Source organism: Pseudomonas putida (assembly GCF_028682635.1).
In the GTDB taxonomy this organism is placed as follows: Bacteria; Pseudomonadota; Gammaproteobacteria; order Pseudomonadales; family Pseudomonadaceae; genus Aquipseudomonas; species Aquipseudomonas putida_AE.
In genome coordinates, this window is record NZ_JANHLK010000004.1 from 318,061 (window position 1) to 340,761 (window position 22,701).

The window sequence follows — 22,701 nt, forward strand, 5'->3', positions numbered from 1 at the left end:
TCATTCGGTGGTCACCGAGTGCCAGTCCGAGGCCTCGATGAAACCGAGTATGTGCGGCGGTTGCAGCGCTTGGGCGGTAACGAAAAGCGAGGCGCCGTAACCAAGGGTCGAGATGGGCAACTTGAGATCCTTTTGCAGTTGCGCCATGCATTCGCTATGGGTCACCAGGATCAGGTTGCGCCCGGGGACCTTGTGCGTCAGGGCGTCGCGCAGCATCGTGCCCTTGCAGTTGATCAGCCAGTCGTCGCCAGCGCCGACCGTGTTGAACATGTACCCGCTGGTCTGCGCCGTACGCACCATCGGGCTGTTGTAGATGTCGGCCTTCCCCAGCCCAAGCTGCTCGAACTGCGCGCCGACCGCCACCGCAACGCTGCGCGAACGATCGGTAATGCCATCGTCGCCACTCAGGCAGGGCGCGCTGGAGTGATCGCAACGCTCGACATGGCGCACCAGCACGATCATGTCGCCCCTGGCCCAACCCGCCAACAGCGCCCGCGCGCCCTCCACGTTGCCATGCGCCAGGTCCGGCACGGCGTCAGGCCGTAACAGCAATACCGTCATGGCCAGCGCCAGCATCGCCGTGGCCAGCACCACGAGCGGATTGCGATAACGGGTAAAACGGCTCAGGTCGATCGAGCGGTTTATTCCGAACAGACTCAGTCTCAATTCCACAACAAGCCGCCTCGCAGCCCTTCATCAGGTGCCGTGAGAGTAAAGAGGCGGGCGTCGGCTGCCAGTGAAACCGATGTGAAAAAAAGCTTAAGCCCCTAGCAAAAGCTTGTTACAGCATCCGTCCGACAAAATCCTTTCAGCTCTCGCGATTGCTGCCGATACAGACCTGCAACCCACCTTGCTGGCGCCTAAGAACAACAATCTTCCAGCCAACCGACGATCAAGAAACACCACGTTCCTGGAGGAATTTTGATGAATAGCTGGTTCGGCAACATCAGCGTGAACCTGAAACTGGGCCTGGGCTTTGGCCTGGTCCTGGCCCTGACCTGCGTCCTCGCCCTGACCGGCTGGACCAGCCTGGGCAGCCTGATTGACCGCAGCAACTGGATGAGCGACATCACCCAGCTCAACGCCGGCCTGACCAAACTGCGCGTGGTGCGCCTGCAGTACATGCTGACCAACGGCGACGAAGCCACCGCGCAGAACGTACAGACCACCCTTCAGGCCTTTTCCGATCAGCAGCAGGCGCTGCTGGCGAAGTTCAAGAGCCCGGAAAACCTCAAGCTGCTCAAAGAACAAGGCAGCGTCATCGACGCCTACAAGACGTCCCTGGCCAAGATGCGCGACGCCTACCGTACCGGCAACAGCGCGCGCGACGTCATGGGCAGCAACGCCGAAACGGCGAGCACGCTGATCGACGATCTGAACAACCGCGTGCAACAACTGCCATCGAGTGATCAGCGCTTCGAACAGTTCCAGGCCATCACCGCGGCCAAGCAAGCGTTCCTGCTGGCCCGCTACGAAGTGCGTGGCTACACCGCCACCACCAATGCCGAGACCGAGCAAAAAGCCGTGGCGCAACTGGACGCCGCGATTGCCAGCCTGCAACAGCTCAACGTGCATTTCAGCGACATCCAGCCCCAGGCCCTGCGCCAACTGGAGACCGCGCTGGGCAACTACCGCAGCGCCTTGCAGGCCTATAAAGCGGCGAACAGCGAGGCTGTGCAGGCGCGCAAGGAAATGACCGACGAGGGCGCGGCCATCGTCAGCCTGAGCGAGCAGCTGTATCAGATCCAGCTCGACCGTCGTGACGCTGAAAGCGCCCAGGCGCGTACCCTGCAACTGATCAGCACCCTGCTGGCATTGCTGGTGGGCATTATTGCTGCCGTCATCATTACCCGGCAGATTACCGGTCCCCTGCGCGAGACCCTGGCCGTGGTCGATCGCATCGCCAGCGGCGACCTGTCCCAGGACGTCAGGGTCACGCGTCGCGATGAGCTGGGTGTCTTGCAACAAGGCATTGCGCGCATGGGCGTGACCCTGCGCGACCTGATCAGCGGTATCCGCGACGGCGTCACCCAGATCGCCAGCGCGGCCGAAGAACTGTCGGCCGTGACCGAGCAGACCAGCGCCGGGGTCAACAGCCAGAAAGTCGAGACCGACCAGGTCGCCACCGCCATGCACGAGATGACCGCCACTGTCCAGGAGGTCGCGCGCAATGCCGAGCAAGCCTCCCAGGCCGCCGCTGCGGCGGACGGTGAAGCACGCGCTGGGGACAAGGTTGTCGCTGAAGCCATCACCCAGATCGAACGCCTGGCCAGCGAGGTGGTGCGTTCCACCGAAGCCATGGGCCTGCTGCAACAGGAAAGCGACAAGATCGGCAGCGTCATGGACGTGATCAAGGCCGTGGCCGAACAAACCAACCTGCTGGCGCTCAACGCCGCCATTGAAGCGGCACGCGCCGGTGAAGCCGGACGCGGTTTTGCCGTGGTGGCCGACGAAGTGCGGGGCCTGGCCCAACGCACGCAGAAATCCACCGAGGAAATCGAAGGCCTGGTGGCCGCCCTGCAGAACGGCACCCAGCAAGTGGCGACCGTGATGAACAACAGCCGCACCCTGACCGACAGCAGCGTGGCCCTGACCCGCAAGGCCGGCGCCTCACTGGAAAACATCACCCGCACGGTGTCCAACATCCAGTCGATGAACCAGCAGATCGCGGCCGCGGCCGAACAGCAAAGCGCGGTGGCCGAAGAGATCAGCCGCAGCATCGTCAACGTGCGTGATGTGTCGGAACAGACCGCCGCGGCGAGTGATGAGACGGCGGCGTCCAGTGTTGAGTTGGCGCGGTTGGGGAATCAGTTGCAGATGATGGTCAGCCACTTCCGCGTCTGACGTTCAAGATCAAAAGATCGCAGCCTTCGGCAGCTCCTACAGGGGATCGTAGTTCCATGTAGGAGCTGCCGCAGGCTGCGATCTTTTAGCGGTGCTTGAACCCCGCACGCAAATCCCCTTCCCGCGCCAGGAACCGCCCTTCCCTGCGCCCGTTCGCCTGACCGTCCTGGTAGCTCAATACCCCGTTGACCCACACGCCATCGATGCCTTCGGCCGCCCGTTGCGGATCGTTGAAGTCGGCCACGTCGCGAATGGTCGCCGGGTCGAACAGCACCAGGTCGGCCCAGTGGCCTTCGCGGATCTCGCCCCTTTGCTTCAAGCCGAACCGCGCCGCCGACAAGCCGGTCATCTTGTGCACGGCGGTGTGCAGTGGAAAAAGGCCGACGTCACGGCTGAAATGGCCGAGCACCCGTGGGAAAGCGCCCCACAGGCGTGGATGGGGAAACGGGTCTTCGGGCAGGCCGTCGGAGCCGACCATCGACAGCGGGTGCGCGAGAATCCGTCGTACATCGTTCTCGTCCATCCCGTAGTACACCGCGCCAGCCGGTTGCAGCTGGCGGGCGGCATCGAGCAGGGACAGGTTCCACTCGGCGGCGATGTCCATCAGGTCGCGCCCGCCCATCTGCGGGTGCGGCGTCGACCAGGTGATGGTAATGCGATGGGCATCAGTGACCTGCTTGAGGTCCAGGGTCGAGGAGCTGGCGGCGTACGGGTAGCAATCGCAGCCCACCGGGTGGGTCTTCGCCGCCTGTTCAAGAGACGCCAGCAGTTGCGGGCTGCGCCCCCAGTTACCGGCACCGGCACATTTGAGGTGGGAAATGATCACCGGGGATTTTGCATGACGACCGATCTGGAACGCCTCGTCCATGGCCTCCAGCACCGGTTCGAATTCACTGCGCAGATGGGTGGTGTAGACCGCCCCGAACGCGGTCAGCTCTTCGGTCAGTTGCATGACTTCGTCGGTGGAAGCCGAGAACGCACTGGCGTAGGCAAGACCGGTGGACAAGCCCAGCGCGCCGGCCTCGAGACTGTCGCGCAGTTGCTCGCGCATCGCGGCAATTTCATCCGGCGTGGCGGTGCGGAACAGGTCGTCGAGGTGGTTGCTGCGCAACGCGGTGTGGCCCACCAGCGCGGCGACGTTGAGCGTGGTGTTCGCCGCCTCGACCGCCGCGCGGTAATCGCTGAACTTCGGATAAACAAAGGCCGCCGCGCTGCCGAGCAGGTTCATCGGGTCCGGTGGATCGCCGCGCAGGCTCACCGGCGACGCGCTGATCCCGCAATTGCCAACGATCACCGTGGTCACGCCCTGGCTGAGCTTGGGCAGCATCTGCGGCTGACGGATCACCACCGTGTCGTCGTGGGTGTGCACATCGATGAAGCCGGGCGCCAGCACGCGGCCGGCGGCGTCGATCTCATCGCTGGCACGGGCATCCTGCAAGTCGCCGATGCGCTCGATACGTCCGTTCAGGATCGCCACGTCGGCCAGGTAGCCAGGACTGTTGCTGCCGTCGATGACCAGGGCATTGCGAATCAGCGTGTCGTACATCATGTCAGTCTCCCAGCGGCAGGTGATCGTCGCCGCCGCGGTAATCGTCCAGGGCGAGTTTGATCCGCCGCAGGCGTTCTTGATTGTCTTGAGGATTGGCCAGTGCCAGCTCGGTGGCAAGCACATCGATGGCGAGCAACATGCCGTAGCGTGCCGCCGTCGGTTTGTAGATGAACGAGGTCTCGGCGCTTTGCAGCGGCAGCACGATGTCGGCCAGTTGCGCCAGCGGCGAATCTCCTCGGGTGATGGCCAGGATGCGCGCACCGTAGTTGCGGGCCAGTTCCACGGTTTCCAGCAGTTCGGGGGTGATGCCCGTCAGCGAACAGACGATGACCACCTGATCAGGACTGAGGCTGGCCGCCGTGATGCGCATCATCACCGCGTCGTGGCAGACCGCGATCGGGTAGCCAAGGCGCACCAGGCGCACCTGCAACTCATCGCTGCACAAGGTCGAGCAGCCACCCATGCCGAAAGCGTGAATCATCCGCGCCTTGCTCAGCAGTTTCACTGCATCGGCGAACCGCGACTCGTCAAAAGCCGACAGGTGCTGGCGCAGGGTCGACTCGATGTCGCCGACGATCTGCCCGTAGAACGCCGACTGCTCCGGCGTGCCCGCCGGGTCGAGGAAACGGCTGCCGACGCCACTGGCTTGGGCCAGTTGCAAGCGCAGGTCGCGCAAATCCTTGCAGCCGACCGTGCGGGCGAAACGCGACAGCGTGGCGGTGCTGACTTCTGCGCGCAGCGCCAGCTCATCGAGGCTGGCGGAGGCGGCAAAGCCCACATCGTCGAGCATCAGGCGGGCGATGCGTCCTTCGCCGGCGCTGAAGGAATCCTGGCGGGCGCGGATCTGGTAGAGGATGTCCATGGCAGGCGGCTCCGGCTAAATCAGGTAGGAAAGGCCCACGGTCAGGCCGAAGGCGACGAGCGAGATCAGGGTCTCCAGCACCGTCCAGGTCTTGAAGGTCTGGGTGACCGTCATATTGAAGTATTCCTTGATCAGCCAGAAGCCGCCGTCGTTGACGTGGGAAAAAATCACCGACCCCGCCCCCGTCGCCAGCACCAGCAACTCCGGATGCGGATAACCCATGGCGATGGCGACGGGTGCGACCACGCCCGAGGCGGTGGTCATGGCCACGGTGGCAGAACCGGTGGCGATGCGCATCAACGCCGCGAACAACCAACCCATCAGCAACGGCGACAGGTGAAATTCGTGGGCCAGGCCGACGATCTGGTCGGTCACGCCGGCGTCCACCAGGATCCGGTTCAGACCGCCGCCGGCGCCCACCAGCAAGGTGATGCTGGCGGTCGGCGCCAGGCATTCGTTGGTGAACTTGAGGATCGACTCGCGATTGAAACCCTGGGCCAGGCCGAGGGTCCAGAAGCTCAGCAAGGTCGCCAGCAGCAGCGCGATGACCGAGTTGCCGATGAACAGCAGGAACTGGTTGAGGCCGCTGCCCGGGGTGGAAATCAGGTTGGCCCAGCCGCCGATCAGCATCAGCACCACCGGCAACAGGATGGTCGCCATGGTCAGGCCGAAACTCGGCAGGCTGTCGCGCGGCTCACGCTCGAGGAACTGCCGTTCCAGCGGGTTTTCCGCCGGCAGCTGGATGCGCGGTACGATGAATTTGGCATACAGGGGGCCGGCGATGATCGCGGTCGGAATGCCGATCGCAATCGCATAGAGCAAGGTCTGCCCCACCGACGCCTGGTACACCTGCACCGCCAGCATCGCCGCCGGGTGCGGTGGCACCAGCGCATGCACCACCGACAGGCCGGCGACCATCGGCAGGCCGACCATCAGGATCGACACGCCGACCCGCCGCGCCACGGTGAAGGCAATCGGCACCAGCAGCACGAAACCGACCTCGAAGAACAACGGCAGCCCCACCAGGAAGGCGATGCAGACCATCGCCCAATGTGCGTTCTTCTCGCCGAAACGGTCAATCAGGGTGCGCGCCACCTGCTCGGCGCCGCCGGACTCGGCCATCATCTTGCCGAGCATGGTGCCCAGCGCCACCACCAGCGCGATATGCCCCAGGGTCTTGCCGACACCCGCCTCATAGGCCCCGACCACGCCGGACGGCGGCATGCCCGCCACCAGCGCCAGGCCGATGGAAATCAGGGTGATGACAATGAACGGATTGAGCCGGTAGCGGGCGATCAGCACGATCAGCGCGATGATGGCGACAGCGGCATACACCAGCAGCCAATAGCCGAAGGACGGGGTCATGCGGTACTCCTCGAGAGGGTCACGTCGAAAGTTTTGTGAAACTCTTAAAACATTTCGAGGAGTAACTTTCAAACGAGGTGAAAGTAATTTTCGTGCAGAGGTAAGGGATGTCGCTCAGGGATATGCCGTGTCGCAAATAATGAAAATCAGGCAGGCGGATTTTCATCACGCCTGCGCTGGTCGGTCTCAGTCGTGTTGCACCCGGGCACGTTTGAGCAGTTTCTTGCAGCGCTCGGACAGGCCCAGCACCCGCAGGTGTTTGCCGGCCTTGCTGTAGCGCTCGCGCAGGGTGTCGAGCGCGGCAATGGCCGAGTAATCGACGAAGCTCAAGTGGCGGCAATCGAGGGTCACTTGCGCCGGGTCGTTGGCCGGATCGAATTGATTGAGGAAAGGGGTGGTCGAGGCGAAGAACAGCGTGCCATGGACGCGGTAAAGCTTGCTGCCATCGTTTTCCAGGTGACTGTCGGCGTACAGCTGCCGGGCCTGCTGCCAGGCGAAATTGAGCGCCGCGATGATGATGCCGCACAACACCGCCGTGGCCAGGTCGGTGAACACCGTGATCACTGTCACCGCGATAATCACCAGTACATCGTTCATCGGCACCTTGTTCAGCACCCGCAGCGAAGCCCAGGCGAAGGTCTGCTGCGAGACCACGAACATCACCCCGACCAACGCCGCCAACGGAATACGCTCGATCAGCGGCGACAGGAACAGGATGAACAGCAGTATCGACACCCCGGCGACCACACCGGACAGCCGACCGCGGCCCCCGGAGCTCAGATTGATCACGGTCTGGCCGATCATCGCGCAACCGCCCATGCCGCCGAACAGACCGGACACCACGTTGGCCGCGCCCAGCGCCACGCATTCGCGATCGGGGTAGCCGCGACTCTCGGTGATTTCGTCGGTGAGGTTCAGGGTCAGCAACGTTTCCAGCAGGCCGACCATCGCCATCAGGATCGCGTAGGGCGCAATGATGCGCAGGGTTTCCAGGTTCCAGGGAATGTCTGGCAAAGCGAATGTCGGCAAGCCACCGGCGATGTGTGCCATGTCACCCAGGGTGCGGGTTGGCAGGCCGAGGAAGTAGACAGCCAGTCCTACCCCGAGGATCGCCACCAGCGCGGGCGGCACTGCGCGGGTCAGGCGTGGCAGCACATAGACGATCGCCATCGTCACCGCCACCAGGCCGATCATGTAGTACAACGGCGTACCGCTCAGCCAGGTCTCGCCACTCTTGAAGTGCTCCAGTTGCGCCAGGGCAATGATGATCGCCAGGCCGTTGACGAAACCGAGCATCACCGGATGCGGCACCATGCGCACCAGCTTGCCCAGCCGCAGCAGGCCGAACGCCGCCATGATCAAACCGCCCAGCAGCACCGTCGCCAGCAGGTACTGCACACCCTGCTGCACCACCAGCGCGACGATCACCACCGCCATCGACCCGGCAGCACCGGAGACCATGCCTGGCCGGCCACCGAACAGCGCGGTCAGGGTGCAAATGATGAACGCACCATACAGGCCCATCAGCGGATTGAGATGCGCCACCAGCGCGAAGGCAATGCATTCGGGCAACAGGGCGAAAGACGTCGTGAGCCCGGCCAGGGCATCGGCGCGTAGATGTTTTGGTTTCATGGGGGACCGCATGCAGGGAGTAGCAAGAAAGAGTGTGCGGATGTTACGGAATCGAGGGCGTTCCGGCCAGTTTATGCAACTTCAGAAACGCCTTCGCGAGCAAGCCCGCTCCCACATTAGACCGCGTCCGTCTGGACAATGCGGTCAAGTGTGGGAGCGGGCTTGCTCGCGAAGCAGCAACTCGGTCTAAAGCGAACTCACACCATCTCGTTACGAATCCACTCCAGCACCGACGTACGCTTCGGCACCCAGCCCAATATCTCCCGCGCACGGGTACCGCGAACCCGGCTGTTGGAGCCCAGGCCATAGTTGGCCATTTCATAACCCCACTCGGCTTCGGCGTCCTTCAGTGGCCAGTCTTGCGGCTGGCCCAGGTTCAACGCCTCGGCGATCGCCGTGGTCATGTCGATGAACGATGCTTCACCGCTTTCGACGAAGTAGAAAGTGCCAGGGACGTTTTTAGTCAGCGCCAACAGGTACAGCGCCACCACGTCTTCAATGTGCACGTTGGACCAGATGTTCTGCCCGGTGCCGACATGGTGGACCACGCCGCTTTTGCGCGCCTGTTTCAGCAACCGCGGCAACTGCACGCTGTCGCGATTGACGCCGAGGCTGTGGCCGTAGATCAGGGTGTTGCAGATGACGGCCGAGTTCACGCCATCCTTGGCCGCGGCGAGGATCAGGTTGTCGATGGCCACCCGCGCGGCCTTGTCCACAGTGGGTTCAGGCAACTTGTCTTCCTGGTAGACAACGTCGCTGGACTTGCCGCCCGAGGCGTCGCCGACGATGCTCGAACCGCTGGTGTGCAGGAACACTTTGTTGGAGCCGCGCAAGGCATCGAGCAAGGCTTCGACTGCACCGCGATGGTCGCTGCTGGCGGCGTTGATCACAGCGTCGGCGGCCCGGGCCTGTTCCGCCAACAGTGCGCTGTCATCCAGCGTACCGATGACTGGCGTGATGCCCAGCGCGTTCATTTCATCCGCCTGTTCGGCGTTGCGCACCAGGCCGGTAACCTTGTGACCGGCCTTGATCAGGCCGGTGGCGATGGAGCCGCCGATAAAACCGGCAGCGCCGGTAACGAATACGTTCATGGAGAAACTCCCTGCGTGGATAAGTGATGCAACGAGTATCCAGCAGCGATCCCTGGCGAAAAATCCCCGCTGACCCAATTCACTCTTGCGCTGCAATCACGAATCAGCCGCTGAAATCCGTGGACGCGTACACCGCCAGTTTGCTCTGGATGAAGTCGAGGAAACACTGGATGCGCAAGGCCAACTGCGAGTTTCGGTAGTACACCGCGTTGATCGGCTGGCGATAACCACTGTTGAATTCGGCGAGCAACACCTTCAACCGTCCGGCACGAATGTCCTCGATGGTCATGTAGTGCGACAGGCTGGCGATGCCCTGGCCTTCCAGCGCCAGGTGGCGGAGGGTTTCGCCGCTGGAAGCGCTGAGCGACGCCTGGATCGGCCAGCGATCGCCGTGCACGTAGCGCAGCGGCCATTGGTTGAGGCCTTCGTTCTGGGTGAAGCCCAGCAGGGTGTGTTCGGCCAGATCCGCCACGGCGGTCGGGGTGCCGTGTTTTTCCAGATACGCCGGGCTGGCGACGATGTGTATCGGACTGCATCCCAGGGAGCGTGCGTGCAGGGTCGAGTCGGCCAGGGTGCCGATGCGGATGGCGATGTCGGTGCTTTGCTCGAGCAGGTCGATGATCAGGTCGTTGCTGTTGAGCTCGAGCTGGATGTCCGGATAGAGCCGGCGGAATTCATCGAGGTAGGGCACGATGGCGTGCAGCATGAATGGCGACGCGGCGTTGATGCGCAAGCGCCCGGACGGGGTTTGCTGGCGTGAGGACAAGCGCTCCTCGAGTTCGTCCATCTGATCGAGAATCAGCTTGGCGTGTTCGAAGAAGTACTTGCCCTCCTCGGTCAGGTCCATGCGTCGCGTGGTGCGGTTGATCAGCGTGGTATCGAGCTTGGCCTCGAGCCGCGACAGCGTGCGGCTGACCGCCGACGGCGTTTGCCCGACCTGCTCGGCCGCCGCGGAAATCGACCCGCACTCGATCACGCAGACGAAAATCTGCAATTCATCGGATCTGGCTTTCACGAGTGTCCTCTTTGACGAAAATCGCTAAAAGATCGCAGCCTTCGGCAGCTCCTACAAGGTATTGCGTACACCTGTAGGAGCTGCCGAAGGCTGCGATCTTTTAGCCGCTGAGACCGATAGTAGCCGAGCGTTACGCCTTAAGGCCAAACACCTCTTTCAAATGCTGCTCATAACGCGCCACATCGGCTTCGATGTTCGGACGTTTCATCACGTCCACGCAGAGGAAGGTCGGCAAAGCGGTCATGCCGAGGAATTCGTTGGCCTTGTGGAACGGGAAGTACACCGCGTCCACGCCCTTGGCCTCGAAGAAGTCGGTCGGGTCGTCGAAGGCTTGCTGCGGCGCGTTCCACGTCAGCGACAGCATGTACTGCTTGCCGTGGATCAGGCCGCCACTGCCGTATTTCTGCGAGGCGTCGGAACGGGTGCGGCCGTCGCTGGCGTAGAGGCTACCGTGACCTTCGGTGAAGACTTCGTCGATGTACTTCTTCACGGTCCATGGCGCGCCCATCCACCAGCCGGGCATCTGGTAGATGATCACGTCGGCCCAGAGGAATTTGGCGACTTCTTCGGCGACGTCGTAACCCTCGTCGATAAATGTGGCTTTGACATCTACCCCACCGCGATCCAGCACGCTCAGCGCGGCTTCATGCAAGGTGGTGTTGTAGCGGCCATCGGAGTGGGCGAATTGTTTGCCGCCATTGAGCAACAGGACTTTTTTCATGGGAGGTCTCGGGAAGGGTCAGGAGTCGGATGGCGGCAGAATAAAGACCTGGCTCGCGCGGAGTAAGCGGCCATTGTGCAAAATTCATTTGACCCACACGCAAGAATCAATCGGTGATTGTTGCCTTAGACTAGGGCCGATTCTGAAATGAGGAGTGTTTTCTGATGAGTGAAATGCAAGGTTTCATCCTGCACGCCAAGACCCGCCCGGAAAAATCCGACGCCTTCGAAGCGTTTTTCAGCGGCTATGTGGAAGCCAGTCGCGCCGAGCCCGGCTGCATCGAGTACCACATGCTGCGCGACAAGCAGGACCCGACCCTGTTTATCTTCTACGAGATCTGGCAGTCCCAGGCACACCTCGACGTGCACTCGAACCTGCCGCACATGAAACAGTTTCTCGAACAGCGCGATGAATACCTGGAGCGGGATTTCGAGATCCGCGCCATTGACATGCTCAGCCCGTCATCCGCTAGCCGCTGATCAACAAATGGCCGCCAAGCAAGCCGAGGCCAATGAAGAACACACGCTTGAACAACACGGCGCTGATCCGCTGGCGCAGCCACTGCCCCAGCCACATGCCGAGCACCGCAGGGATCAGCGCCAACAACGATGCACTCAACTCGCCACCGCCGAGAGCGCCGCGCCATAGCAGGCCGGCGGCGAGGGCCAGGGTGGAGACGGTGAACGACAGGCCCAGCGCCTGCACCAGTTCATCCTTGCTCAAGCCCAGCGCCTGCAGGTACGGCACCGCCGGAATCACGAAAACGCCGGTGGCCGAGGTGATAACCCCCGTCAGCACGCCGCACAGCGGACCCAGCCAACGCTCATTGCGGACGCCTACACGCAAGGTCGGCAGGAACAACCCGCTCAGCGCATAGAGCAACAACGCCGCCCCCAATCCGCGCACCACCCAGTGGCCGCCAGCCATGCCGATCCACAGCGTGCCCGCGCCGGTGCCGATGAAAATGGCCAGCAGCATCGGCCACAGCCGCTTGATCAAGCCGTGCAGATGGCCGCCGAAGGCCAGTTGCCAGACGTTGGTCAGGGTCGCGGGAATGATCAACAGCGCGGCAGCCTGTGATGGGGCCATAGCCAGACCGAGCAAGCCCATGGCGATGGTTGGCAGGCCAAGACCGATGACCCCTTTGATCATACCGGCCAGCAGGAAGGTGGCAATGACCAGCAATGACAGGGTAAATCCGAGATTTTGGTAGAACGAGGCGAGTGTGTTCATGGGGCTATCCTGAGCCTGGATTGGCCGGATGAAAATCTGCCATATACTGAGGGTGCCTCTTGTTTTGACAGAGGCTGGAGCATTTTTTGTGGCTAATGACGCCTTCGCGGGCAAGCCCGCTCCTACAGGTTTCACGCATGCCCTTGTAGGAGCGGGCTTGCCCGCGAAGGGGCCCTTCCAGACGACACATATCAAAAGGCTGACGATGCACTTCGACCTGACCGACCTGCGCCTCTACCTGAGCATTCTCGACAGCGGCAACATCACCGCCGGCGCCGCGCGCAGCCATCTGTCACTGGCCGCCGCGAGCGCACGAATCCGCGCGATGGAAGCATCACTCGGTACTGAGTTCCTGGAGCGCGGCCGTCGCGGCGTAACCCCTACGCCTGCCGGCAAAGCCCTCGCCCAGCACGCCCGTGTCCTGCTGCAACAGGCCGAACGCATGCAGCAGGACCTGGCTGACTATGCCAAGGGTGTCAAAGGCCAGGTGCGCTTGTTGTGCAACACCACGGCGATCACCGAATACCTGCCGGAGCTGCTCGCCGACTTCCTGCGCGAGCACCCCAACCTCGACATCGACCTGCAGGAATTGCCCAGCACGCGCATCACCCACGCCTTGCGCCAGGGTGCGGCCGACCTGGGCATCATCTCCGACGCGGTAGACACCCACTCGCTCGAAACCCTGCCCTTTCGCAACGATCCGCTGGTGCTGATCATGCCGCCCGGGCATCCCTTGGCAGGCGGCGAACCGCCGAATTTCAGTGATACGTTGCAGTTCGATTACGTGGGACTCACTGCCAACAGCGCACTTGCGGTGTACCTCGAAGAACAGGCGTTGCACGCGGGCATGCGCATGCAGATCCGTATCCGCGCGGAGGGTTTCGATGGCGTGATGCGCATGGTCGCTCGCGGCGCGGGGTTGGCGATCGTACCCTTGGCGGCAGTCGAACGCTGGCCGGGGATCGCCCCTTTCAACTGCATCGCCCTGCAGGAAGCCTGGGCCCGGCGCACCCTGCAGCTCTGCGCCCGGGATTTCGCCACACTGCCCGGTTATGCCAAGGCCTTGCTGCATGCCTTGACTCTCCCCTGAGGGGCAGAGTCTACCCTCGAGGTTTTCATCTTCGAGGACAGCGGTTATGGGCAAACGAATCCTGGTGATCCTGGGGCATCCGTCGAGCAACAGTTTTTGCGCGGCCATCGCCGAGCGCTACACGCAATCGGCGTTGCGGGCCGGGCATGACGTGCGCCAGCTGTCACTCGGAAAAATAGACTTCGACCCCATCTTGCGCGAAGGCTATCAACAGATTCAGCCACTGGAAGCGGACTTGCGCCAGGCCCAGGCAGACATCCTGTGGGCCGAACATCTGACGTTGGTCTATCCGATCTGGTGGGGCGGGATTCCGGCCTTGCTCAAGGGCTTTTTCGATCGGGTGTTCCTGCCCGGCTTCGCCTTCAAGTACCGCGAAGGCAAGGCCTTTCCCGACAAACTGCTGCTCGGGCGCAGCGCCCATTTGCTGGTGACCATGGATACACCGCCCTGGTACTACCGCTGGATACATCGCATGCCCGGGCTGCACCAGATACGCAAGACCACCCTGCAATTTTGCGGAATCAAGCCAACCGCAACCCTCACGTTCGGGCCCGTTCTCGGGGCCAGCGCAGCGCGACGACAGACATGGCTCGAACAGGTGCAGGCTATCGCCGCCCATTGAATGTCCCGGATAATGCCCGGGCCCTTCGGGGGCATTCGAGGCACTAAAAAGGGATTTTCATGTACATCGGTCAAGTCGCGCGACTCTCGGGAAGCACCGTCAAGAGTATCCGTCACTATGAAGCCATCGGCTTGATACCCCCGGTGCAGCGCCAGGGCAAATACCGCACCTACTCCCGGCAACACGTCGAGCTGCTGATGTTCATCAAGTGCGCCCAACAGCTGGGCTTCAAGCTCAAGGAAATGCAAGTGTTGCTGGAACAACACCGGGGCGAGGCCTTTCCATGGGAACGTGCACGAGTGGCCATCGCGCAGAAAAAGCGCGAGCTGATGAACGACATCGACGCCCTCCAACAACGTCACCGCGCGCTGGAGACCTTCGAGGCAAGCCTGCAGGAGGCTCAGGACCAGTGCCAGCTCGACAGTCTTTGATAACCATCGGCCGGCAGCGGCATTTCCCGACTAAACCTTGGGCACTGGACTCAGTTCCCCGGCAGCCCTGGGCTTCCTGAAAAACACGCCATAGACCACCGTCAGCAGCACCAGGAACGGCACACCGAACACCAGGGTCATCTTGAAGGCCTCGGTGAAGTAGGTAGTGATCATCACCGCACCCATCAGCACCAAGCCCAACAACGTGCTGTAGGGGAACAGGCGCATGCGAAACGACAGTTTTCGCTCGCCGTGGCGCTGGTGATAACGACGGAAACAATAGTGGGTCAGGAAGATCATGAACCAGGTGAAGATGGCGCCGAACATCGAGATCGCCATCATCAAGGTGAACGAACTTTCCGGGTACAGGATGTTGAGCAACGTCGCCAGGGCAATGCCCGAGCTCGACAGCAACAGGGCGTTCAGCGGAATCCCGGTCTTGCTCAGTTTGCCCATGGACTTGGGTGCGTAGCCGCCACGGGACAGGCTGAACATCATGCGCGTGGTGATGTACAACTGACTGTTCATCGCCGACAGCGCGGCGATCAGGATCACGAAATTCATCACCCCGGTGGCGCCGGGAATGCCGATGGCCTGCATCACCGTGACGAACGGGCTCTGGGCATGACCGGCCTGGACCCACGGCACGATCGCCAGCATCAGGGCGAGGGTCAGGAGGTAGAACACCACCAGGCGCACGATAGTCGCGCGAAAGGCTTTCTTCACCGCTTGCTCCGGGTCCTGCGCCTCACCGGCAGCCACCGCGATCATCTCAACGCTCAGGTAGCTGAAGATCGACACGATCACCGCGACCCACATGCCTTGCAGGCCATTGGGGAAAAAGCCGCCGTGGGCGGTGTAGTTGTGCACGCCGTATTCCGGGTTGCCGGAACCGAACACCACGTACACCGCGAGGATGATGAAGCCGACAATCGCGCCGATCTTGATGGTCGAGAACCAGTACTCGAAGGTACCGAATGTCTTCACGCTAATGGCGTTGAGCACGATCAGCACACTGGAGAACGAGACGATCCACACCCACTCCGGCACGTTGGCAAACCAGTACTTCATGTACATCGCCACCGCCGTCACTTCCGTGCCGACCGCCAGCACGATCGCCGCCCAATAGGCATAGCGCACCAGGAACCCGGCCAGCGGGCTGACATAGAATTCGGCGTAGGCGCCGAACGAGCCGGAGGTCGAATGGGCCACGGTCATTTCCGCCAGGCAGCCCATCAACAGCAGCGTGATGATCGCGCCGATGGCGTAGCTGAGCAGCACGCTCGGCCCGGCATACCCGATCGCGTAGGCACTGCCCATGAACAATCCGGTGCCGATCGCACCGCCAATGGCGATCATGCTCATCTGCCCGGACGTCAGCTGACGCCGCAGGCCCTGCTCACGGTTGGATATCGTTTCAAAACCGGTGTTATCGGTCATTTTTATGTCCTCTGAATATTGTCTTTCTTGAAGAGCACGTCTTGGTTTTTACCGGTGGGGATCAGCCACGCACAGCAGGAGAGGGATCAGAAAATACTCAGTGGATATTCGATGATGATGCGCACTTCGTTGTTGTCCGTGGTATCGGCCCTCGCCACTTGCGCAGTCGAGCGCACACTGGCCTGGCGCACCCGCAGCGACAGGTCCCTGGCCTTGCCCGACTGCACGACGTAGCGCGCTTCGATGTCGCGCTCCCAGCGCTTGCCGTCATCGCCGTAGCGTCCATAAGCGCCGTTGGGGCCACCGTCGTAATGGCTGTCGTCGATATGATCGCCACTGACGTAACGCGACATGAAGCTCAGGCCAGGCACGCCAAACGGCGCCATGTCCAGGTCATAACGCAGTTGCCATGAGCGTTCGTTGGGGGCGTTGAAATCGAGCACCTGCACCGAGTTGGAGAGGAAAATCGAAGTGCCCGGCTGCTGGTCGAAACCCAGGTAATCGAACGGCTCATTGCCATCGACCTGTTGATACGCCAGGGTCAATCGATGGGCGCCGAACTTGTACCCGCTGGCCAGCGACCAGGTGGTGTTGTCGATCCTGCCGGCCAGGCTCTGGCCGTCGTCGTTGGTGCGATAAATATTGAAATCCAGGTTCAGCGACTGGCCTTCACCCAGGGCAAAGGTGTAGTTGCCGTTGGCGTAGTACTGCCGCCAGATGTCGGTGAATTGCGAACCGTACAGGCTGACGCTCAGTTGATCGCTCAGGGCGTAGCTGCCGCCCAGATAATCGACGCTGCGGGTTTCCACGCCAGCGTACAGCGCTTTCAGCGCGCCATCGGCGTTGGTCGAATTGCTGTCGTTGCCGGCGGTGAAATGACCGATGTCCAGTTGCAGGGCCTTGAGCTCATTGCTGGTCAGCTGGAAGCCGGTGGCCACGCTGGTAAACAGGCGCGCATTGCCGGTGCCGAACACCGGGTTGAGCGGTGTCAGGTTGCCGTACTTGAGTTCGGTGCGGGATATCCGCGCCTTCACCGCGCCACCCGCTTCGGAGTACTCATCCTCGGGATGGCCATTGGAATCGACCGGCAGCAAACCCGTGCCCGTGCGTCCCTTGCCACTGTCGAGCTTGATGCCCAGTTGCGCGTAGGCATCGACCCCGAACCCCACCGTGCCCTGGGTGTAGCCGGAGCGGTAATCGAGCATGATCCCGTGGGCCCATTCATCCCGGTAATTCTGACCACCTGGGTTGTTGAGGTTGTTGCGGTAGAAATAGAAGTTACGGTTGGTCAGGGTCAGGCTGCTGTCTTCGACGAATCCATTGCCGGCGGCGGCGTAGGCCATTTGCCCGAGGCAACTGCCGAGGGCGAGCGACAAGGCGGGCCAGGGGGAGAGTCTCATTCTGCGTGTTCCTTGTTATTGTGATTGCACAGAACTGTTTATCGAGGACGACCGAAGCCCTGCTGCCAGGAAACCCGGCAACAGGGGTGAATATCGGCGGTATCAGGTGACGCTGTGGCGAACCTGGAATTGCGCTTGCGCCCAGGTTTTTTGATCGAGAATTTCGCCGAGGATCTGCACCGCGTCCCAGACCTCGGTGAAGGTCGTGTACAGCGGGGTGAAACCGAAGCGCATGATGCGCGGCTCGCGGTAATCACCGATGACGCCCCGCTCGATCAGGGCCTGGATCACCGCATAACCTTCAGGGTGTTCGAAGCTGACGTGACTGCCGCGCTTGGCGTGCTCACGGGGCGTGATCAACTTCAGTTCGTGTGCCGCGCAACGCTGCTCGACCAGTTCGATGAACAGGTCCGTCAGGGCCAGGGATTTGCGACGCAGGCTGGCCATGTCGGTCTGGGCGAACACGTCCAGGCCGCACTCGACCATCGCCAACGAAGTGATCGGCTGGGTGCCGCACAGGTAGCGGGCGATGCCGCTGCTTGGCTCGTAGCGCGACTCCATGGCGAACTGCCGCGAATGACCGAACCAACCCGACAGCGGCTGCGCCACCAGATCGCACAACTGCGGATTGACCCAGACAAACGCTTGCGAACCCGGACCGCCATTGAGGTACTTATAGGTGCAGCCGATGGCGTAGTCGGCGCCCGCCTGATGCAGGTCGACCGGCACCGCGCCGGCGGAATGCGCCAGGTCCCAGATGGCCAGCGCCCCACACTCGTGGGCCAGCGTGGTCAGGGCCTGCATGTCGTGCATATAGCCGGTCTTGTAATTGACGTGGGTGAGCATCACCACCGCCGTATCCTGGTCGATCGCTTGCGGCAGCTCTTCAGGGCTGTCGACCAGGCGCAGGGTGTAACCCTGCTGCAGCATGTCGGCCAGGCCTTCGGCGATGTACAGGTCGGTGGGGAAGTTACTGCTTTCGGTGACAATTACCCGTCGCGTCGGCGACCTTGTGGCCTGCACACGCAGCGCGGCACTGAGCACCTTGAACAGGTTGATCGAGGTCGTGTCGGTCACCACCACTTCACCGTCTCGGGCGCCGATCAGCCCGGCCAGGCGATTGCCCAGACGCTCGGAAAGGTCGCGCCAACCGGCACTGTTCCAGCTGCGGATCAGGCCATTGCCCCACTCCTGGGCAATCACCTCCTGAGCCCGCGCCAATGCCGCGACCGGCCGTGCGCCCAGGGAATTGCCATCGAGATAAATCACACCGTCGGGTAGCGCAAACTGCTGGCGTAGCGGCGCGAGAGTGTCCTGGGCATCGAGCGTCAGGCAATCGTTTCTTGTTGTCATCGGGTGTCCTGTTCTTTGAAGGTCGTCGCGTTTTTCCGGGCGTTGTCTGGCCCTTTTCTGTGGAGAGATAATGAACGATGCTTTGCAGAATTTTCGTGCAAAGTAAGCGGCCATAGGGTAGTTGTTTCGCATAAAATTCGAATACAACTCCTATAAACGCGGATTTACACCAGCCATGAATCTCGACTCGACAGACCTGCGAATACTCCATCAACTGCAACAGGATGGCCGTATCAGCAACCAGGAACTGGCAGAGAAAGTCGCCCTGTCGCCGTCGGCCTGCCTGCGCCGGTTGCGCCTGCTGGAAAGCGAGGGAGTCATCAGCGGTTATCGCGCCGTGCTGAATGCCGAGCGGCTGGGGATCGAACTGGAAGCCATCGTCCATGTGTCGTTGCGACAGGACGTCGAGGACTGGCACGAGACCTTTATCAAGAAGGTCCAGTCGTGGCCGGAAGTGGTCACCGCGTACGTGATCACGGGCGCGAGCAACTATGTGCTGCGGGTCCAGGCGCGCAACCTCAAGCACTTCTCCGATTTCATCGTCAACCACTTGAACCGCACGGCGGGGGTCACCGATATCCGCTCGGAAATCGTCCTGCAGAAAATCAAGGAGCGCGAAGCGTTGCTGGACCTGGTGGTGCGCAAGTAAGGGAGCAACGCACTGCTAAACCTGTGGGAGCGGGCTTGCTCGCGAAGAGGAAGTGTCAGATGACATCAATGTTCACTGGACCACCGCATTCGCGAGCAAGCCCGCTCACACAGGGTTCGCTCAGAAACCGCGCATGCGCCGGGCTTCATTGCGCTGCAAGGTCATGCTCGGGGACTCGTCGAACAGCTTGCGGTACTCGGCGGAAAAACGCCCCAGGTGGGTGAACCCCCAGCCCATGGCGATCGCGGAAATATTGCGCGCCGAGCCGTGCTCGAGAATCTCCTGGCGCACGCCGTTCAGCCGGTATTTCTTCAGGTAGACCATCGGCGACAGCGCGAAGTACTTCTTGAACGCCTCGAACAGCTTGAAGCGCGAAACCCCGGCGGCGAGCTCGATGTCCTCCAGGTGCAGGGCCTCGCGAGCATTGTCGTGAATGTATTGCCGCGCCCGGATCAGGTAGTGCGGCAACTTCACGCCCAGCACCTCGCGCAACTCTTCTGAGTAGTTGTTCGGCTGGGCGAGGATCAGGCCTTTGATCAGCGAGCTCTCAATGTCCCGGGTAAAGGCCACCTGCTCGTAGAGTTCGCTGCTGCGTTCCAGCTCGGCGATGAAATAGCGCGCCATGCGCCACCACGAAGCCGACGCGCCGTCGACCGCATCCATCACCGGTTCGAAGCGCAAGGGTTCATCCAGCGGTCGCTGCAGCAAGCCTTGCAGGGATTCACTCATGGCAACGCGGGTGATCACCACCTGGACCTTGCGGCAATCGCCGGAGATCGCCAGCAGCTGGTTTTCATTCGGCGAAATGATCACACCCTGGTCGCGGTCGGACTTCACCACGCTGCCGTTCTTGCTCAACTCCTGCTCGCCCACCAGGGGCAGGCTCAGGCTGTAGCTGCTGAAGTGCTCGGCGTCTTCGATATCGATGGTGACATCGGTGCCGTATTCGATGGTGCCCAGGGTCGTGGCCATCGACTTGAACATGTTGGCGCTGTGGTGGAAGCGGATCCGCTCGGGCGTCGTGCTCACGAGTCGATGTGGCCCGCAAATACCGGACATCCAGTTTCTCGCGGCCTCGAGATCATCGCTGTCGACACGAATGTCGCGACACTGCGGATCGTTTTTGCTGTTCATCACGGTGCACCCACGGGCTATTTTTCAGCGCGCTCTGACGGCGCGTCTCAGGCGTGGAGAAGGCAAGTTCCAAGCCACAAAACCCCGGTGCCAACTTAGTGGATAGCAATCCTCGACTAGGCGGATAACGCAGCCGGTGATCGCTCCCCAACAGGCACTCGAGGTTGTGCAAAACAGTACCTGATTGCTGCAGACAGGGGCAGCCGTTCATCGTTTGGCGCGCGGTTTGGGTAGTCGCTGCACAGCTTGATACCCCGCGCGTGTTACCCCACAAATTATACGGACTGCCTTCGCCGACAAACCGGATAGACCCCCACCCGCCCCGTTCCCTCTAATGCGCACACCGATTAGCCCCAATAAAAAACAGGTGCACACCCATGAGTGGCGAAAAAAACGTCGAGCAGTGGAAAGCGTTTATCCAGGGTTGCCTGGACTTCCGTCCGGCAGAAGGCGTGTTCCGCATCGCCCGGGACATTTTCACCGAGCCGCAGTTGTTCGATCTGGAAATGGAACTGATCTTCGAGAAGAACTGGATCTACGCCTGCCACGAAAGCGAGCTGGCCAATAACCACGACTTCGTCACGATGCGCGCCGGCCGCCAGCCGATGATCATTACCCGCGACGGCAACGGGCAGCTCAACGCCCTGATCAACGCCTGCCAGCATCGCGGCACGACCCTGACCCGGGTCGGCAAGGGTAACCAGTCGACCTTCACCTGCCCGTTCCATGCCTGGTGCTACAAGAGCGACGGGCGCCTGGTGAAGGTCAAGGCGCCTGGCGAGTATCCGGAAGGCTTCGACAAGGCCACCCGTGGCCTGAAAAAGGCGCGCATCGAGAGCTACAAGGGTTTCGTGTTCATCAGCCTCGATGTTCACGCCGACAACAGCCTGGAAGACTTCCTCGGCGACGCCAGGGTGTTCTTCGACATGATGGTTGCCCAGTCACCCACCGGTGAGCTGGAAGTGCTGCCCGGCAAGTCGGCCTACACCTACGACGGTAACTGGAAACTGCAGAACGAAAACGGCCTCGACGGCTATCACGTCAGCACCGTGCACTATAACTACGTGGCCACGGTGCAGCATCGCCAGCAGGTCAATAGCGAGAACGGCAGCGGCAACGGCAGCACCCTGGACTACAGCAAGCTCGGTGCAGGCGATGCCAATACCGATGACGGCTGGTTCGCCTTCAACAACGGCCACAGCGTGTTGTTCAGCGACATGCCGAACCCGACGGTACGCTCGGGCTACGCCACCATCATGCCCCGCCTGGTCGAAGAACATGGCCAGGAAAAGGCCGAATGGATGATGCATCGCCTGCGTAACCTGAACGTCTACCCGAGCCTGTTTTTCCTCGACCAGATCAGCTCGCAACTGCGCATCATCCGCCCGGTGGCCTGGAACAAGACCGAGATCATCAGCCAGTGCATCGGGGTTAAAAACGAGTCGGACGCCGACCGCGAAAACCGCATTCGCCAGTTCGAGGACTTCTTCAACGTGTCGGGCCTCGGCACGCCGGACGACCTGGTGGAATTCCGTGAAGCCCAGCGCGGTTTCCAGGCACGCCTGGAGCGCTGGAGCGACATTTCCCGTGGCAGTCATCGCTGGGCCACCGGCGCCACGCCCAACAGCGAGGCGATCGGCATCGCCCCGGCCATGACCGGCACCGAATTCACCCACGAAGGGCTCTACGTCAACCAGCACAGCAACTGGCAGAAATTCCTGCTCGATGGCCTGGACGCGAAATCCCTGAAACTCCGTGAGGTGCAATGATGAATGCGCAATTGCAGTACCAGATCGAACAGTTTTTCTACCGCAAATCCGAACTGTGCGACGCCCAGGACTGGGACGCCTACCTCCAGCTGTTCGACGAGCAGAGTGAATTCCACCTGCCGCAATGGGATTCGGAGCACGTCTACACCCGCGACCCCAAGCGCGAAATGTCGCTGATCTACTACCCCAACCGCTCAGGCCTGGAAGATCGCGTGTTCCGCCTGCGCACGGGCAAGTCCGCGTCCTCGACGCCGATGCCGCGCACCCTGCATCTGATCAACAACGTGCGCATCGACGAACTCGAGGGCGGTGAACTGGAGGTGCGCCTGAACTGGCACACGCTGTTCTATCGCCTGGCCACGTCGGAGCAGTTCTATGGCCGCGCCACCTACCGGCTCAAGCCCCACGCCGACAGCTGGCTGATCAGCCGCAAGCATGTGCTGCTGCTCAACGACACCATCAACTCGGTACTCGACTTCTACCACCTCTGAATCCCTGGAG

General features: G+C 61.7%; 21 protein-coding genes and 1 pseudogene. 9 read left to right on the plus strand and 13 right to left on the minus strand.

Annotated features, from left to right (window positions below):
• A complete protein-coding gene (locus tag NPS56_RS07505; RefSeq protein ID WP_274074104.1) occupies positions 1–672 on the minus strand; it encodes a histidine phosphatase family protein in 672 nt (223 codons plus the stop codon).
• Between the two features lie 387 nt (positions 673–1,059).
• On the opposite strand from NPS56_RS07505, the pseudogene NPS56_RS31300 reads away from it, so the two are divergent.
• Positions 1,060–1,986, plus strand: a pseudogene (locus NPS56_RS31300) (methyl-accepting chemotaxis protein); the annotation flags it as partial.
• Between the two features lie 144 nt (positions 1,987–2,130).
• Complete coding sequence (locus NPS56_RS31305; RefSeq protein ID WP_425313620.1) at positions 2,131–2,844, plus strand: methyl-accepting chemotaxis protein; 714 nt, start codon at positions 2,131–2,133, stop codon at positions 2,842–2,844.
• An 85-nt stretch (positions 2,845–2,929) separates the two neighbouring features.
• Here the strand turns inward: NPS56_RS31305 and NPS56_RS07515 are convergent, their stop codons facing one another.
• From NPS56_RS07515 to NPS56_RS07545, 7 genes are all read right to left on the minus strand, one after another.
• Positions 2,930–4,393 (minus strand): N-acyl-D-amino-acid deacylase family protein, encoded by a 1,464-nt coding sequence (locus NPS56_RS07515; RefSeq protein WP_274074106.1) that lies wholly within the window; start codon positions 4,391–4,393, stop codon positions 2,930–2,932.
• Between the two features lies 1 nt (position 4,394).
• Entirely contained in the window at positions 4,395–5,255 is an 861-nt protein-coding gene (locus tag NPS56_RS07520) for a MurR/RpiR family transcriptional regulator (protein ID WP_274074107.1), read from the minus strand.
• A 15-nt stretch (positions 5,256–5,270) separates the two neighbouring features.
• Positions 5,271–6,620, minus strand: a complete 1,350-nt coding sequence (locus NPS56_RS07525; protein WP_274074108.1) for a GntP family permease — start codon at positions 6,618–6,620, stop codon at positions 5,271–5,273.
• Between the two features lie 186 nt (positions 6,621–6,806).
• A complete protein-coding gene (locus NPS56_RS07530; RefSeq protein WP_274074109.1) occupies positions 6,807–8,252 on the minus strand; it encodes a SulP family inorganic anion transporter in 1,446 nt (481 codons plus the stop codon).
• A 197-nt stretch (positions 8,253–8,449) separates the two neighbouring features.
• The gene (locus NPS56_RS07535; RefSeq protein ID WP_274074110.1) at positions 8,450–9,343 is read right to left on the minus strand and encodes an NAD-dependent epimerase/dehydratase family protein; all 894 of its coding nucleotides are present in this window, start codon (positions 9,341–9,343) and stop codon (positions 8,450–8,452) included.
• A gap of 103 nt (positions 9,344–9,446) precedes the next feature.
• Entirely contained in the window at positions 9,447–10,358 is a 912-nt protein-coding gene (locus NPS56_RS07540; protein WP_274074111.1) for a LysR family transcriptional regulator, read from the minus strand.
• Positions 10,359–10,488: 130 nt separating this feature from the next.
• Positions 10,489–11,079, minus strand: coding sequence for an NAD(P)H-dependent oxidoreductase (locus NPS56_RS07545; RefSeq protein ID WP_274074112.1), 591 nt, complete (start codon positions 11,077–11,079; stop codon positions 10,489–10,491).
• A 164-nt stretch (positions 11,080–11,243) separates the two neighbouring features.
• On the opposite strand from NPS56_RS07545, the gene NPS56_RS07550 reads away from it, so the two are divergent.
• Positions 11,244–11,558, plus strand: coding sequence for a putative quinol monooxygenase (locus NPS56_RS07550; protein ID WP_274074113.1), 315 nt, complete (start codon positions 11,244–11,246; stop codon positions 11,556–11,558).
• Here the strand turns inward: NPS56_RS07550 and NPS56_RS07555 are convergent.
• On the minus strand, positions 11,548–12,312 hold the full coding sequence (locus NPS56_RS07555) for a sulfite exporter TauE/SafE family protein (RefSeq protein ID WP_274074114.1): 765 nt from the start codon (positions 12,310–12,312) through the stop codon (positions 11,548–11,550). The two genes, NPS56_RS07550 and NPS56_RS07555, sit on opposite strands and share 11 nt — an antisense overlap.
• Positions 12,313–12,517: 205 nt before the next feature.
• Here NPS56_RS07555 and NPS56_RS07560 point away from each other — a divergent pair, with 205 nt between their 5' ends.
• From NPS56_RS07560 to NPS56_RS07570, 3 genes are read left to right on the plus strand one after another with little or no spacing between them, the layout of a single operon-like run.
• A complete protein-coding gene (locus NPS56_RS07560; protein WP_274074115.1) occupies positions 12,518–13,402 on the plus strand; it encodes a LysR substrate-binding domain-containing protein in 885 nt (294 codons plus the stop codon).
• Positions 13,403–13,448: 46 nt separating this feature from the next.
• Positions 13,449–14,024, plus strand: coding sequence for an NAD(P)H-dependent oxidoreductase (locus tag NPS56_RS07565; RefSeq protein WP_274074116.1), 576 nt, complete (start codon positions 13,449–13,451; stop codon positions 14,022–14,024).
• A 59-nt stretch (positions 14,025–14,083) separates the two neighbouring features.
• The gene (locus tag NPS56_RS07570; RefSeq protein ID WP_274074117.1) at positions 14,084–14,455 is read left to right on the plus strand and encodes a MerR family transcriptional regulator; all 372 of its coding nucleotides are present in this window, start codon (positions 14,084–14,086) and stop codon (positions 14,453–14,455) included.
• A 30-nt stretch (positions 14,456–14,485) separates the two neighbouring features.
• On the opposite strand, the gene NPS56_RS07575 is transcribed toward NPS56_RS07570, so the two are convergent.
• From NPS56_RS07575 to kynU, 3 genes are all read right to left on the minus strand, one after another.
• Entirely contained in the window at positions 14,486–15,895 is a 1,410-nt protein-coding gene (locus NPS56_RS07575; RefSeq protein ID WP_274074118.1) for an amino acid permease, read from the minus strand.
• Positions 15,896–15,981: 86 nt separating this feature from the next.
• Entirely contained in the window at positions 15,982–17,295 is a 1,314-nt protein-coding gene (locus tag NPS56_RS07580) for an OprD family porin (protein ID WP_274074119.1), read from the minus strand.
• A 102-nt stretch (positions 17,296–17,397) separates the two neighbouring features.
• Positions 17,398–18,648 (minus strand): kynureninase, encoded by a 1,251-nt coding sequence (gene kynU, locus NPS56_RS07585; protein WP_274074120.1) that lies wholly within the window; start codon positions 18,646–18,648, stop codon positions 17,398–17,400.
• A 175-nt stretch (positions 18,649–18,823) separates the two neighbouring features.
• Between kynU and NPS56_RS07590 the strand changes: the two genes are divergently transcribed.
• The gene (locus NPS56_RS07590; RefSeq protein ID WP_046820664.1) at positions 18,824–19,297 is read left to right on the plus strand and encodes an Lrp/AsnC family transcriptional regulator; all 474 of its coding nucleotides are present in this window, start codon (positions 18,824–18,826) and stop codon (positions 19,295–19,297) included.
• Between the two features lie 120 nt (positions 19,298–19,417).
• Here the strand turns inward: NPS56_RS07590 and NPS56_RS07595 are convergent, their stop codons facing one another.
• Entirely contained in the window at positions 19,418–20,431 is a 1,014-nt protein-coding gene (locus tag NPS56_RS07595) for an AraC family transcriptional regulator (RefSeq protein WP_274074121.1), read from the minus strand.
• 377 nt (positions 20,432–20,808) lie between these two features.
• Here NPS56_RS07595 and antA point away from each other — a divergent pair, with 377 nt between their 5' ends.
• The gene (gene antA, locus NPS56_RS07600) at positions 20,809–22,200 is read left to right on the plus strand and encodes an anthranilate 1,2-dioxygenase large subunit (RefSeq protein WP_274074122.1); all 1,392 of its coding nucleotides are present in this window, start codon (positions 20,809–20,811) and stop codon (positions 22,198–22,200) included.
• On the plus strand, positions 22,200–22,691 hold the full coding sequence (gene antB, locus NPS56_RS07605; protein ID WP_274074123.1) for an anthranilate 1,2-dioxygenase small subunit: 492 nt from the start codon (positions 22,200–22,202) through the stop codon (positions 22,689–22,691). Before antA ends, antB begins: the two co-directional genes overlap by 1 nt.
• Positions 22,692–22,701 lie beyond the last annotated feature (10 nt).

Excerpts from the sequence above, each read along its gene's own strand:
- NPS56_RS07575 (WP_274074118.1), bottom strand. The coding sequence starts at position 15,895 with ATGACCGATAACACCGGTTTTGAAACGATATCCAACCGTGAGCAGGGC.
- NPS56_RS07570 (WP_274074117.1), top strand. The coding sequence starts at position 14,084 with ATGTACATCGGTCAAGTCGCGCGACTCTCGGGAAGCACCGTCAAGAGT.
- NPS56_RS07525 (WP_274074108.1), bottom strand. The coding sequence starts at position 6,620 with ATGACCCCGTCCTTCGGCTATTGGCTGCTGGTGTATGCCGCTGTCGCC.
- NPS56_RS07580 (WP_274074119.1), bottom strand. The coding sequence starts at position 17,295 with ATGAGACTCTCCCCCTGGCCCGCCTTGTCGCTCGCCCTCGGCAGTTGC.
- NPS56_RS07595 (WP_274074121.1), bottom strand. The coding sequence starts at position 20,431 with ATGAACAGCAAAAACGATCCGCAGTGTCGCGACATTCGTGTCGACAGC.
- NPS56_RS07515 (WP_274074106.1), bottom strand. The coding sequence starts at position 4,393 with ATGATGTACGACACGCTGATTCGCAATGCCCTGGTCATCGACGGCAGC.
- NPS56_RS07565 (WP_274074116.1), top strand. The coding sequence starts at position 13,449 with ATGGGCAAACGAATCCTGGTGATCCTGGGGCATCCGTCGAGCAACAGT.
- NPS56_RS07590 (WP_046820664.1), top strand. The coding sequence starts at position 18,824 with ATGAATCTCGACTCGACAGACCTGCGAATACTCCATCAACTGCAACAG.
- NPS56_RS07560 (WP_274074115.1), top strand. The coding sequence starts at position 12,518 with ATGCACTTCGACCTGACCGACCTGCGCCTCTACCTGAGCATTCTCGAC.
- antA (WP_274074122.1), top strand. The coding sequence starts at position 20,809 with ATGAGTGGCGAAAAAAACGTCGAGCAGTGGAAAGCGTTTATCCAGGGT.
- NPS56_RS07555 (WP_274074114.1), bottom strand. The coding sequence starts at position 12,312 with ATGAACACACTCGCCTCGTTCTACCAAAATCTCGGATTTACCCTGTCA.
- NPS56_RS07520 (WP_274074107.1), bottom strand. The coding sequence starts at position 5,255 with ATGGACATCCTCTACCAGATCCGCGCCCGCCAGGATTCCTTCAGCGCC.
- NPS56_RS07545 (WP_274074112.1), bottom strand. The coding sequence starts at position 11,079 with ATGAAAAAAGTCCTGTTGCTCAATGGCGGCAAACAATTCGCCCACTCC.
- NPS56_RS07535 (WP_274074110.1), bottom strand. The coding sequence starts at position 9,343 with ATGAACGTATTCGTTACCGGCGCTGCCGGTTTTATCGGCGGCTCCATC.
- NPS56_RS31305 (WP_425313620.1), top strand. The coding sequence starts at position 2,131 with ATGCACGAGATGACCGCCACTGTCCAGGAGGTCGCGCGCAATGCCGAG.
- NPS56_RS07530 (WP_274074109.1), bottom strand. The coding sequence starts at position 8,252 with ATGAAACCAAAACATCTACGCGCCGATGCCCTGGCCGGGCTCACGACG.
- kynU (WP_274074120.1), bottom strand. The coding sequence starts at position 18,648 with ATGACAACAAGAAACGATTGCCTGACGCTCGATGCCCAGGACACTCTC.
- NPS56_RS07550 (WP_274074113.1), top strand. The coding sequence starts at position 11,244 with ATGAGTGAAATGCAAGGTTTCATCCTGCACGCCAAGACCCGCCCGGAA.
- antB (WP_274074123.1), top strand. The coding sequence starts at position 22,200 with ATGAATGCGCAATTGCAGTACCAGATCGAACAGTTTTTCTACCGCAAA.